This is a genomic window from Vicinamibacteria bacterium (assembly GCA_035620555.1).
Taxonomy (GTDB): domain Bacteria; phylum Acidobacteriota; class Vicinamibacteria; order Marinacidobacterales; family SMYC01; genus DASPGQ01.
In genome coordinates, this window is sequence record DASPGQ010000103.1 from 22,602 (window position 1) to 35,182 (window position 12,581).

9 protein-coding genes are annotated in these 12,581 nt (G+C 62.1%); 3 read left to right on the forward strand and 6 right to left on the reverse strand.

Annotation, left to right across the window (positions count from 1 at the left end; genetic code table 11):
• Position 1: 1 nt before the first annotated feature.
• From VEK15_04255 to VEK15_04265, 3 genes are all read right to left on the reverse strand, one after another.
• Positions 2-352, reverse strand: coding sequence for a PadR family transcriptional regulator (locus tag VEK15_04255; protein ID HXV59884.1), 351 nt, complete (start codon positions 350-352; stop codon positions 2-4).
• Positions 353-450: 98 nt separating this feature from the next.
• Positions 451-1,854, reverse strand: a complete 1,404-nt coding sequence (locus VEK15_04260) for a PQQ-binding-like beta-propeller repeat protein (GenBank protein HXV59885.1) — start codon at positions 1,852-1,854, stop codon at positions 451-453.
• Positions 1,855-1,921: 67 nt separating this feature from the next.
• Positions 1,922-4,234 carry a hypothetical protein gene (locus tag VEK15_04265; GenBank protein HXV59886.1) on the reverse strand — a complete coding sequence of 771 codons (2,313 nt, stop codon included), beginning with the start codon at positions 4,232-4,234 and terminating at the stop codon, positions 1,922-1,924.
• 185 nt (positions 4,235-4,419) lie between these two features.
• Between VEK15_04265 and VEK15_04270 the strand changes: the two genes are divergently transcribed.
• Positions 4,420-6,330, forward strand: coding sequence for a hypothetical protein (locus VEK15_04270; GenBank protein HXV59887.1), 1,911 nt, complete (start codon positions 4,420-4,422; stop codon positions 6,328-6,330).
• Entirely contained in the window at positions 6,327-8,000 is a 1,674-nt protein-coding gene (locus VEK15_04275; protein ID HXV59888.1) for a hypothetical protein, read from the forward strand. Before VEK15_04270 ends, VEK15_04275 begins: the two co-directional genes overlap by 4 nt.
• Positions 8,001-8,022: 22 nt before the next feature.
• Here VEK15_04275 and VEK15_04280 read toward each other — a convergent pair whose 3' ends face one another.
• The 3 genes from VEK15_04280 to VEK15_04290 form a co-directional block, all read right to left on the reverse strand.
• Complete coding sequence (locus tag VEK15_04280) at positions 8,023-8,412, reverse strand: hypothetical protein (GenBank protein HXV59889.1); 390 nt, start codon at positions 8,410-8,412, stop codon at positions 8,023-8,025.
• A gap of 3 nt (positions 8,413-8,415) precedes the next feature.
• Entirely contained in the window at positions 8,416-9,921 is a 1,506-nt protein-coding gene (locus VEK15_04285) for a GMC family oxidoreductase (GenBank protein ID HXV59890.1), read from the reverse strand.
• Between the two features lie 104 nt (positions 9,922-10,025).
• Positions 10,026-10,892, reverse strand: coding sequence for a DUF1028 domain-containing protein (locus VEK15_04290; GenBank protein ID HXV59891.1), 867 nt, complete (start codon positions 10,890-10,892; stop codon positions 10,026-10,028).
• A gap of 144 nt (positions 10,893-11,036) precedes the next feature.
• Here VEK15_04290 and VEK15_04295 point away from each other — a divergent pair, with 144 nt between their 5' ends.
• Positions 11,037-11,942: a creatininase family protein gene (locus VEK15_04295; protein ID HXV59892.1), complete on the forward strand. Its 906-nt coding sequence runs from the start codon at positions 11,037-11,039 to the stop codon at positions 11,940-11,942.
• Positions 11,943-12,581: the final 639 nt, after the last annotated feature.

Genomic DNA, 12,581 nt, shown 5'->3' on the forward strand with positions numbered 1-12,581 from the left:
TTCAAGCGGGTTCGAGGCCCGCCGCCTCCGTGAGCGCGCTGATGAATCGCCGCCAGTCTTCCCGCTGCGCGGCGAGCACTCTGCGACCCGTAGCGGTGATGCGGTAGTAGCGGCGGCGGCGCTGGCCGGCGCGCTCGACCCAACGGCCGCGAATCCATCCCCGTGCCTCGAGCCGATAGAGGGTGGCATAGAGCGACGCGAGAGTGAAGCTCAGCGTGCCGCCCGAGCGCGCCTCGATGCGGCGAGCGATGTCGTAGCCATGGAGAGCGGCTTCATCGAGTAGCGCCAGAATCAGCAGATCGGCGCTGCCCTTCTTTGCGGCATCGAGGGCATTTCGCGAGGACCGTCCCATCGGTGGTTTAGTATATAGGTAAACAGTATATAGGTAAACAGAATATTGCGCCCTCGAGCCCCAGCGCGAGATGCCGTGGGCTCATCGCCTCGGGCCGACTAATCCAGATTGCGAATGGAGTAGAGACGCGTCTGCGTCCGGATGATGAGACGGTCGCCGACGATGGCCGGGCTCGCCATGGCCCACTCGTTGAGAGAGTTGACGGCGAGCAGCCGGTACTCGTCTCCCGCCTCGATCACGAAGGTGTCTCCTTCTTCACTCAGGGCGAAGACCTTGCCGTTGTACGCCCACGGGGAAGCGGTGAAAGCCGCGGCACCGGGGGCGATTCGGGACCGGTACTCCCGCTCTCCGGTCTCGATGTCGTAGCGTGCGAAGATTCCCTTCTCGTAGAGCACGTATATGGCGCCATCGTAAATCACGGGCGTGGGGAGATAAGTTCCTCCGGCGAGCCGGTTGTACCAGACGACGTGCTCGTTCTTGTTCTCTCGCTCGGGCGGCGTGATGTCTCCCGACCCGCCTGGACGGATTGCCACCATCGGCCGGTTCTCCCCGCCGGAGCTTCCCGCGGTCACGTACAAGATGCCGTCCCAGGCAAACGGGCTCTGAATGCTAACCGCGGCCATGCGTTTCATTTGCCAGAGCTCGCGGCCGTCGAGGTCGTAGCTGATGACCACGCCCGGCCCGACCGTGACGAGCTCGGTCCGCAGGACGTTCTCCCACACGAAGGGAGTGGACCAGCCCGTCTTCCGGCGCTCCTCCATCGAGCGGAGTGTACGCCAGACTTCCTTTCCCGTTTCCTTGTCGAAAGCGGCGATGAATCCCTGGTCTTCGTTGTCGTTCAAGACGAATAGTCGGTCTTTGTGGAGCGCGGGCGAGGCCCCCGCACCGTAATCGCGAATCGTCTGGTGGGGCTCGAGAGGAGTCACCCATGCCGGGTTCCCGTCGAGTTCGTAGGCGTACAGGCCCAGATGGGTGGAATAGACATATATTTTCTCGCCGTCGACGACGGGCGTCTCCGACGCGAAACTGTTCTTGCGGTGACGTCCGCCCTTGGGGTTGCCCTGATAAATCTGTCGCTGCCAGAGGAGCTTCCCCGTCTCGAGGTCGTGACAGGTGAGCATCAGGCGGATCACGATCTCGTCGGGCATTTCCCGGTCGCGTTCCCAGAGTCGTTTCTCGATCTCTTCGGGCGGGAGTCCCTCGGCTCGCAGCTCGGCAATGTAATCGTTGCTGAAGTCCGTACCGAGCGAGGGCTGTTTCATCGGTTGCTCGCTGGTCGCAGAGGTCAGGAAGATTCTTCGTCCCCAGACGACGGGCGACGACCAACCGACCCCGGGAACCTCCGTCACCCACTCGACGTTCTGGGTGGTGGACCAGCGCTCGGGAAGCTTGGGATTGTTCGAAACCGGAAGTGATCCGGGGCCACGAAAACCCGGCCAGTTGTTGGAGCCATCCGAGGTTGCCGGGTTGCTCCAAGCCGTCGCTAAGATGACTAGCGCCAACACGCCGGATCGTCGGGTTGGTGTGGGCGGATCCCAAGAACGTTCCAGCTCGGCCACGGGTCCCATCCTATCGGCAAACGACTTCGACGTCGATGGGGTTTTGACCCTCGCGAAGCGCTACTTTCAAGACGGAGAACTCTCGACGCCCCTCGCTTCCTAAGGCGCGGATGGGCTCGAGTGAAACGCCGAGCTCCACCGATCGCGAAGCAGGCACGTGCAGCTCGCGCTCGAACCCGGGCCCGCTCACGGTGGCGGCATGGGACCCTCCGGTTCCCTCGACCTTCAAACGGGGGAAGCCCGAACCGCACTCGGGAAGGACCAAGTAGAGAGGTCGTGCCCCTCGAAGGCGGATCGCACCAGTGGAACGCCTTGGCGGAATCCAATCTTCGGGCTCGCTCCTGCTCGCAGCGAGGCTTCCCATCACGATGAGCATTATCACCATTGCCGCCGTGATCGTGGTGGGGTTGGCTCGCCAACCCTTCCGTTCCCAGAGCCAGATGCCTCCAAGACATAGAGCGAGGAAGGTGGGGAAGGCGCATCGCACGACCAGCGGCTGCGGAGCATCGACCGAGCCCAGCGCCGGCGACGGATCCACCACCCCCGCCGCGAGAAAAGCGGCTCGATCGTAGACGAAGTTCCTCTCCGTCAGCATGCTCTGGCCGGTCCAGAACCCTGCCGCCGTGCCGATCAGCAGGGAGAACCAGCGCAGCGACGACGTTATTGGATGACGCAGCCAGGCTGCAATGCCGACCGCCATCACCGGGACCAGAGGAACGATGTAGCGTCCCGGGGGGGCCCAGGCGCCCGCGCCCCCGCGGTCGTGCGAGGCGGCTGCCAGTAAATAGGGGAGAGCGATTGCGAGGCTCAACCCGAAAGCGAAGGGCGACTCGCGTCTTAGGGCGATCAAGCCAGGAAGGGTGAAAAGGTACAAAGGCGCGTAGATCAGGACGCCTTCCGAGCGGCCGAGAAGAAGGTGGTAGAGACCCGACAGGGTCTCGGCGTTGAAGAGCGTCTCACCGCGAGGATAGCCTCTCGCGACCCACAAGGCGTCGGGAAGGAGACTGCCGGTAATTTGAAAGACGTACAGACATTGAAGCCCGAGGCCGAGGCAGGCGGGGACCAGGGCGGTCCCGAGAACCCGCCATCGCGGCGCTGATCGAAAACCTTTCCAACAACAGCCAACCAGCAAGGCTCCCCAGATCGGCAGGTATTTGGTGTGGAGCCATGGGAGTAACGCTCCCGCGAGGCCGAAGGCAACGGCACTTCCAAGCGTGAGCCGCTTGGCGAGAACCGCCGTTAGCATCAAGGTGATGCAAATCGTTGCCACGATCTCGGTGTAGACCTGGAAATGATAGAAGAAGAGCGGCGGGGTGATGCCAACCGCGAGCCCGAGAGCCAGGGCTCCCCGTCGAGTCCCGATTGTGGGCTCGACCAAACGAGCGATCAGCAACGTGCACGCGGTGCCAAAGAGCAGGCAGGTAAAGAGCGTGACGACGAGCCGGTCAGGATGGAAGTACGCATCGATGGCCATCGACGGCGTCAAGAGAAGGGGAAGGCCGGGCAGGAAGACGTAGAAGGTGCCACCCTTCCTGCCTTCGAGCACCGGGCCTCCAATCCACCGGGCGCTCGCCGCCGGCTCGATTCCCAAGAGGGACTTCCAGGCATCGATCGAGGTCGTGATCGCCGCCGGTATCCAGCGAGCGATTCGTGCACCGGCTCGTCCCGGTTCCAGTCGTTTTCCGATGAGATCTTCCGCGTTGCCGATGTCCGTGTCCCCGTCGTGAAGCAGGCTGGCGGTAAGGCGTATGTATCGGGGCTCGTCCCCGGTCCCCCATCGATCGTCGTAGGGCTGGGAGAACCTTCGCTCCGGTGTCCAGGCAAAGAGCGCCAGCATCAGCATGGCCGCGAAACCGGGAATCACGAGCCTCGAGCCTTGTCTCAGCAGAGCGCGGCCCAGGGGATCTAAGGGCGCGAACCGATTCACCTTGAGAAGGATGACGGATGCCACGACGAGCGTGACCAAGAAGCGATGCGCATCCAGAACAAGCCACCACAAAACCTGAGGAAACACACCTCGGCCGGGAAGCAGGAGGATTGCGAACGGGAGCAGCAGAACGAACGGATCGTAAGTCGTCAGGGTCTCGCCGCACGAGACCCTAAACCCGCGACGAGTCACACGCTGAAAGAGGAAGGATTCGACCATCCAAATGGCGACGAATCCGAGAACGAGGAGAATCACGATACGCAGCCCTCGCGGCGGGAGGAGAAAAGCGGGCTCCGAGAGAAGTATCTGAGGCCGTGCCCGGTAGAGCGGTTCGACCAGCCGGCTCAGCCCAAACGCGATAATCCCACCGACGATCAGCAGCGCACGTCCGGCCAAATGCATCTCCCTCAGACGGCTTGATGGGATCAGGAGCGTGGCAGGATAGCAGATCGTGGAAACGGAAACAGTCGTGGCGACGCCGATCGAATTCGATCAGGTCGTTGCGCTGCCATTCGGTGAGCCGATAGAATCCTCGCGTTCGCTCGCGGCCGGCCCGTCTCGATGAAATCACGTATTGTGCCATGACGCGGGGTGATGTAGCGCTAACGGGCGGGAGGGGAAAGCCCGAACGTCATCCCGTCCTCCTGCTGCTGCTCGCGGCGTTCTTCGTGGTGCTCCTTCGGACAGCATGGATTTGCGACGACGCTTACATCACCTTTCGCACCGTCGAGAATCTTCTCGACGGCTTCGGCCTGCGTTACAACCCGGCCGAGCGGGTCCAGACCTATACCCATCCGCTGTGGCTGTTCCTCCTCTTACCCTTTCGACTCCTCACCGGCGAGCTCTACTTCGCGAGCCTGGCCCTCGGTCTTGTCTGTTCGCTCGCCGCGGTCGGAGTGCTGGCTTTCGGTGTGGCACGCGATTTCTGGGCGGGAGCCTTGGGGCTCGCGGCCCTCGTTTTCTCCAAATCGTTCGTAGACTATTCCACTTCCGGCATGGAGAACCCCCTCGCACACTTGCTCCTGGCACTGTTCTTTCTCGTTTACACGAGCGACGAGGCGGACTCCAACCCTCGGAGACTCTACTTCCTTGCAGGCCTCCTGACTCTCACGCGGATGGACCTTGGCTTACTCGTTATTCCGCCGCTGTTCGACGTGATCCGCCATCACCGCCTTCGTCGCGGCTTCTCGCAAGTGATCATTGGCCTTGTGCCACTCCTTCTGTGGGAGGTATTCTCCCTCGTCTACTACGGGTTCGCGTTTCCCAACACCGCCTATGCCAAGTTGGGCGGGGGGATACCGCGCCTCGAGCTCGCCGCGCAGGGTGGTCTGTACGTTCTCGACTCTCTCGCCGCGGATCCCCTGACCCTGACGATGGTCTGCGGAGCGCTGCTGTTTGTCTTTGTGGAAAAGAATCGCCACGGCGCCACGGCGATGCTGGGCGCGGGGCTCTACCTTTCTTATGTGGTGGCCATCGGCGGCGACTTCATGTCGGGACGGTTCTTTTCGGCGGTTGGTTTCGTGGCGGTGCTGACCCTCGTTCATCGTGTGGCGCTCGAAGGATGGATCCGAGCGGCAGCCTTTGGCGTGGTGTTGGTCGTCGGGTTCTCGGCGCCCCACCCGCCGATTCTCAGCGGCTCTCGTGAGGGCATCGGCGGAGAGGGACGGCGAGCTATTCGAGGTATCGTCGACGAGCGGGCCTTTTACTTCCCCTACACGGGGCTTGTCGGCGCAAGCCGGCCGGCCGGCATGCCTCGGCATCCGTGGGCCATGCAAGGGCTGCGGGCGCGCGAGAAGGGTGATGCCGTCGTCTTCAGGGACACGATCGGCATGTTCGGTTTCTACGCCGGCCCGAGCGTTCACGTCGTGGATTATTACGGGCTGGCCGACGCGCTTCTGGCGCGGCTACCTTCTCGCGCCGATCCGAATTGGAGGCCAGGTCATTTCGCACGCGCCATCCCCCCCGGTTATCGGGAAACTCTGTCGCAGGGCTCGAACCGGCTCGACGATCAACAGCTCCTCCCCTACTACGAGGCCTTGCGGAAGATCACCCGCGAGCCCCTGTTCTCCCGAGAGCGTTGGCTCGCGATTCTGAGTATGAACCTCGGGACTTGCTCCGACCACGTTCCCTTCGACCGATATCGGTATGCGGGCCGTGAGCGCGTGAGACTCACCGAGATCACGGTCGAGACGGGCGATGTCCGCGAGCTTTCGGGGGCCGGTCTGCGGATCGAGCTCAGTAGTGTCCGGCATGCCCCACTCATCGAAGTCAGTCTCGATTGCGACGACGACTACGAGCTCCGCTATCTGAGAGCTGGTGAGCCCCTTGGCGTGTCCGAGGTCTCGAAACTCTGCCAGGCCGGTGGAGGAATCATCCGCAGGACTGTCGAGGTTCCCGAGGCGGCTCGCACCGAGGGCTACGACGTGATCTGGCTCGTTCCCACGAGAGGATTCAGGCCTTTTCGTACGGCTCAGCTGCGCCTTCTTCGATGACCCGGCTTGCGTTGAGACTTCTTCATGTGTTCGGTGTAGCCGCCTTGCTGCTCCTGGCTCTCGGTTTGGTTCTCGAGAGCGGTAAGCGGGGGTTCCTTGCAGCCGACCAGTCCATCCTGTTCGATGGTGGCTACCGGGTCGCGCTCGGACAGGTACCCTACCGTGACTTTTTCATCCCTACGGGCCCGGTTCCCTTCTGGATCCAGGGACTGTTTTTCGCAGGCTTCGGCGTCAGCTACGGGACCTATATCCTCCACGCGGCGGTCATCAACGCGGCCGTCGCCCTGCTGGCCCTCTTGTGGTTTCGGACGGTGTTTCCGCAATCGCGCCTGCACGGCTATTTCGCGGCCGTGTTGACCGCGTTTTGGTTCTACCCACCCTTCGGGACTCCCTGGTTCGAGCAGACGGCGTTCTTCTTTCATTTCGCCGCGATGTTTCTCCTCGTGCGATCGCTCGCCGCCGCAAACCCGTCCTGGCGTTCCCTTCGGATGAATCGGCGCGGCTACCTCTTGCTCGTGGCCGCTGGTCTGGCGGACGGTCTGTCCTTCCTCTGCAAACAGAACGCCGGGCTTCTGGCGGTCGCGGCGAGTCTCGGGGTTCTCGGTATGGGTGTCTCGGCTCGACTGCGTCAGAGACTCGTGCTGGCGACCTGTTTCGCCGCGGGAGTCGCGCTCGCGTTCGTCTCGTTCGCGACCTGGCTCCTCTTCGCTTCCAACGTGGATCTTTTTCGACTCTTCTTCCTCGAGATCCCATCGCAGGAGGGTTTGCGCCGCCTGGGGCAGCTCGGGGCGATGGACCTCCTCTCGGGCGCTTTCTCGATGACGACTCCGGTCAGGACGTTCAGCGCTCTTTCGGCCGTTGTTGCCGCAGGAGTCTTTCTTACCGATGGATACCTGCGCGTCACCGGGCGGGACGGCCCTCTCGCTCCCCAAGGACGTATGGCTGCGGGCACGCTCCTGTCGCTCTTCGTGCTCCAGAGCGTCTTCATCCCGCTGACGGTCAACGAGCCGGAGAACGGCTTCTCTTTCTGCGGAATGATGGTCGCACTCGCAATGCTCCTCGTCCGTGACATGTCGCCAAACTCTCTCGGATCCGAAGCCTCTCGCCGCGCCACTCCATTCGCCGTCACCTACTGGCTTGGGTCGCTCTTGATGTTCTTTGCTCTCGCGCAGCAAGCGCGGAGTGTAGCGCTCAACCGTGGCGTCCACGACGTTTTCTCGCGATCCCGATTCGACGCGAATGTGGTGTCCCGCGCGATGCATCCGGTGCAGTGGGCCATCCCCACGCCGGCCGCGCGGCGGTCCGAAGAAGAGATCCCGGTCGAAGACATCGATCGCTTGACCGAATTTCTACGACGGTCCGAGGATTTCTTCGTCTTTCCCGATTTCACCGTCCTGTATGGTCTCGTCGGTGCAACCCCCCCGCAGCCGCTTCTGTGGTTTCACCGAGGACTCACCTATTCCCTCGAGAAAGCACCATGGTTGGACCGCCGCCTCGTGCAAGAGCTCCATGAGCGTCGTGTCGAGTATGTCGTCGTCGAGGCGGTCTCCTTGGGGGGCACCGACCGACGGCTGGCTCATTTCCCGTCGCTCGCCCGCTATATCGCGGATGGTTTCGAGCCCGAACGAGAGTTCGGTATTTTTCGAGTCCTGCGTCGTCGCGCTCGATAATACCGAGAGTGTTTACGTCTTCCTATCGCGGCCCTCGGGCTCCGATCGCGAAGAGAGCGCAGAGTCGCGCCTCGGTCAGCGCGAGGCCCCAGCCCCGGAGGCGTACGACCCGCTCTTTGCGGAAATCTTCTCGAACGCGATGAGCGACGGCTTCCCGGAGATTCCCGTGGAGGAGAATGTCCCACTCGATGTCGGAAAACAGGTGTTCGCTCAGAAGCTGAACGTCGTTCTCCGCCGGAACACGGCTCAAATAGGCCTGTCCAATCTCGATCGAGCCACTGGCATTGCCGAGAAGCGTCTCGAGCTCGAGGACCACGCTCTCTTTCCTCCTCCGAGAGTGGACGAGAGCGAGAGATCCGCCGGCAATTGCCCCGACCGCACCAAGGTAAGCGAGAAATCGGCGTCGCCTCATGGGTTACTCGTTGCTCAGGCTCGCCTTCAAATGATCCGCCAATCGAAGCGAGAGCGCGACGAGGGTCAAGGTCGGGTTCGCGAACCCGCTGGTGGTGAACACCGAGCTTCCGGCAACGTAGAGGTTTGAGACCGAGTGCACCCGGCAGTGGGTATCGACGACTCCTTTGAGAGGGTCCGAGTGCATTCGTGTGGTACCCATGTGGTGGGAGCCACCGTAGGTTCGCGGCCAGGATCCATCCAGAGTGGGGTCCACCCAGACACGAGCCCCTCCCGCCTGTCCCATACACCGTCCCATACATTCCAGCGTTTTTTCAACGCTGGTGCGGTCCAGCTCACTCAGACGCCACTCGAGCCGGGCGCGCCGCTTGCCGAACGGATCGGTCTCGTCACTCAGGCGAACCCTGCTTTCCGGGTTAGGGGCCTGTTCGGCACGGACGAGAAGACGCCCGTAAACCGGCTCCATGGCCTTGCCTGGCCCCAAGTCGATGTCGGCAACCAGGGAAGCCACCCCTTTCATGAAAGACCCCACCTTCGTTCGACGAGCCATCTTGAAGGGCTCCACGGCGCAGTTCAGCAGCCGATGTTCTTCCTGCAATCGCTCGGACACTCCGATCGCTGTTCTCGATCTCGGAGAGCTTCCCATGAGCTCCTCCAGCGAGCGGGACGGTGAAGTCGACGGAGGCAAATAGCAAAACGCCCCGGCGACCAGGTGCGGATGCTCCATGAAGAATCGTCCCACGAGATCGTGACCGTTGCCCAGCCCTCTGGTGTCCGCAGTGTTCGAGGCGAGCAGCAAGCGAGGGTTCTCGATCCCACCACAAGCCAGAACGAACTTCCTCGCCCCGACGGTGAAGCCTTTCCCCGTCAAAGACCGAGCTTCGACGGTCTCGATTCGATCGGCGCCCGCATTAGTGCTCAGCTCCACCGCGTTGGCGAAAAGGACGACGGTGACGTTGGCGGCTTCGACCAGCTGTTTGCGGTAGACCTCCCCGAAGCGGGTCGGCGGGCTCAAACTGAATAGCAGGTGGCGCAGGCCGCTCGCGCCTCGCAGGAATCGAGGGAGCTCGCTCGGTTGGGCCGAGTCGGCGGTTGGAATCGAGAACGATTCCAGCTGGCAGAGCTCGGCCGCTCTTCGGTAGTAAGGGACGATGTCGGAGAAAGGAATCGGCCAGCCGCTGAAGGGTACCCAGTGGCGCTCACGGAAATCGATGGCATCGAGGGGGCGACACATTCCTTCCCAGTGGTTGGTGGATCCACCGAAATATCGAAGGCGCGACTTCGTCAAATAAGGACTGTGCTCTTCCAGCACGGTTCCTGTTGCCCCCCCAGCGTACAGGGATTGTGTCCCGCGCTCGAAGTCCAGACCGCCGCTTTCTAGCAGAAGGACCGACTGGCGCTTGTCGATGAACTCTCTTGCCAGAGCAATCCCCGCCGCTCCCCCGCCGAGAATGCAAAGGTCGACCTGGAGAAGGGTTCGGTCGGGGATGGTGCGGGCGTCGCGCAACATCGGCAGGATCTTACTCGAACTCACATTGGCTTCCCGCTGAGAGCGGGTGGCGTCCCGAGAGAACGCGAGATTCGAAAAGGACCACCGTCTTCGATCTCCGCCGGTCAGCGCGGTTTTGTCTCTTGGGGCATTCCCGTACGGGTGCTTCCCGCGTTCTTCCAAGCATCGTAGCGAAGGCGCAGGGTCTTGACCGGGTTGGCGTTCTCGTCCGGGCGGATGTCCTCGTCGGTCACGCTGAGGTAAGCGAAATAGTCGCCGTCATTGTGCGATTGGCCAGTCGGGTCGTCCTTGTTGGCGATCGCGATGTAGGCGACATGGGCGGTCTTGGCGTCGCAAGGCGCCGCCGGCTTGGGCTCCTCTTCGCAGGTGCAGCGTTTGTCACCACCCATTTCGTCGGCGCCCTCCATCGCCGCCATCACTCGATCCGCTAGAGTTCCTTTGGCTCGGGTGAACGCGAGAGCGGCGTTTTGGGCCACGTTGTCGCTGAACAAGATGTTGCCCTGAACTTGAAAGAAAATGTCCTCCCCAACCCGTCCCGAAACGTAGAGCGCCGCCGGATTGTTGTCTTCTCCATTGAATCCGGCACTGCGTCCCTCGAGATCGAGAATCCCGAACTGGCGACGTTCCATCGAGGGCTCGTCCTTGGTGCTCTCGTGCTCACGCAAGAGCTCGATGATTCGCCCCGGGTCGGTTCCCTTCTTCAATTCCTCGTACACGATCATCTGGTTCGCCCGGGTGTTGTCGACCCCCGCCTGGCAGGCGGCAACTCCGATGCCGGGGACGATCACTGCTTGGATGTCCATCAGATCCCGCGCCGGACGGGGTGGAAATCGCGACTGAGGTACGCAGGTCGCCGAGGCGATAATGACTTGTCCCGTGCTTCGGTCGACGGCAATCACCGACCAGGTAGCGAGAGCGGATGACTGCAAGCAGGATACGATGCCGAGCGTGAGGAGGCCGCGTTTCACCATGGAATTCCTCCGGGCTGCCACGAAAACCGATCGTTCCGGCGCACGATACAGACTCCGGGGTGCGGTGACAACCGCTCGAGGACCAGCCAGGGGCTTGCAGCGGGGGAGCGCCTCGTGTGATTCTACGTCCTCGGAGGACTCCCGATGGTGTTTAGACGATCGTTTCTCGTCGCCTTGGCCGTCTCGGCCGGGCTTTCCACCCAGGTTGCGGCACCCCAGGGGCAGCGGAATCTAACGCCCGAGCAGCGAGCCGAGCGCGAGCGGCGGCTCCAGGAAGAGCTGACGATGCCACGACCCATCCCCGCACTCGATTCGATATGGATCGAGGAGCTGACCTGGATCGAGATCCGCGACGCCATCGCGTCGGGCAAGACGACCGCGATCGTCCCGACGGGTGGCATCGAGCAGAATGGCCCCTATGTGGCGATGGGAAAGCACAACTACATCTTGCAAACCGCCTGTGAGGACATTGCCCGGGAGCTGGGCAACGCCCTCTGTGCGCCGATCATCAAGCTCGTGCCCGAGGGCAATATCGAGAAGCCCTCGGGTCATATGAGGTACTCGGGGACGATCAGTGTCCGCGAGGAAACCTTCGAAGCGATGCTGGAGGATGTGGGAAACAGCCTGAAAGCCCATGGCTTCGAGAACGTCGTGTACATCGGAGACAGCGGGGGGAACCAAGACGGCATGGCGGCCGTAGCCGAACGGCTCAGCGCACGGTGGGCCGACGCGCGAGCCCATCACATCGCCGGTTTCTATGACAACGACGGGGTAATTGCCTACATGAACAAGGAGCTGGGAATCGCCGAGCCCAAAGACGACGGCTTTCACGACTCTTACTGGATTACCGCCCTTCAGATGGTGACCGACCCCGCCACCGTACGATACGAAGAGCGCGTCGCCGCCGGCAAGGCATCGATCAATGGGGTCAGCATCGCGAACCTGGATGAGACGGTCGCCGTCGGGCGCAAGCTGATGAAATGGCGGGTCGATCGGACGGTCCAATTGATTCGCGAAGCCATCGGGACACCCTCTGGCACGCAGCACTGAACGCGACTCATCGGCGGGCACGTCGTACGATCCCTTCGCCTGGGCACGTTGGCTGTCTCGCGCAGCGTGCCAATGAGTCTTTCAACGTTTGCTCGTGCTAAAGAGAGATTCTAGCCCGAGGCGAATTCGCTCGGTCGTGGTAGGAGCGGAAACGTCTTTGCTATCGCCGGGTTCGCCTGGTAATGAAGGCTACTGCCAGTGCGCAGTTAAGTAGAGAAGCCTGTCACCGATCACAGGATCATGGGACGAAGTCAACGGGCCGTACGGCACGATTGCGTCGGCGCCGCCGCGGCTAGAGCAGCCAGGTCTCTCATGGCGGCGTTGATATCAGGACGTCGGAAGTATTCAAAGTCCTCGTACGCTGAACCCGGTGTCTCATAACGCCACATCCCGAACGCACAGGCTTTGGTTCGCTGGAGCATCGTTGACCCGTAGGTGCGTATCTCGTCAGGAGACATGGCCCAATTTCCCTGTACCGGGCTCGAGATCCCGCTCGAGCCATCACCGCCGACGAAGACATTGAGACCCACGACAACCGCGAGGTTCTGTCGTTCCGCGGAAGCCTGCTCATCCACTGCGAATTTCGCTACTGGACCCTTGCGCGCCAAATAACGAGCCCAAGCCGCATCGAGATATCTC

What these genes read in the sequence shown, in the direction of transcription:
- VEK15_04255 (HXV59884.1), bottom strand. Translation starts at nt 352, where the DNA reads ATGGGACGGTCCTCGCGAAATGCCCTCGATGCCGCAAAGAAGGGCAGC.
- VEK15_04270 (HXV59887.1), top strand. Translation starts at nt 4,420, where the DNA reads ATGACGCGGGGTGATGTAGCGCTAACGGGCGGGAGGGGAAAGCCCGAA.
- VEK15_04275 (HXV59888.1), top strand. Translation starts at nt 6,327, where the DNA reads ATGACCCGGCTTGCGTTGAGACTTCTTCATGTGTTCGGTGTAGCCGCC.
- VEK15_04280 (HXV59889.1), bottom strand. Translation starts at nt 8,412, where the DNA reads ATGAGGCGACGCCGATTTCTCGCTTACCTTGGTGCGGTCGGGGCAATT.
- VEK15_04285 (HXV59890.1), bottom strand. Translation starts at nt 9,921, where the DNA reads ATGTTGCGCGACGCCCGCACCATCCCCGACCGAACCCTTCTCCAGGTC.
- VEK15_04290 (HXV59891.1), bottom strand. Translation starts at nt 10,892, where the DNA reads ATGGTGAAACGCGGCCTCCTCACGCTCGGCATCGTATCCTGCTTGCAG.
- VEK15_04295 (HXV59892.1), top strand. Translation starts at nt 11,037, where the DNA reads ATGGTGTTTAGACGATCGTTTCTCGTCGCCTTGGCCGTCTCGGCCGGG.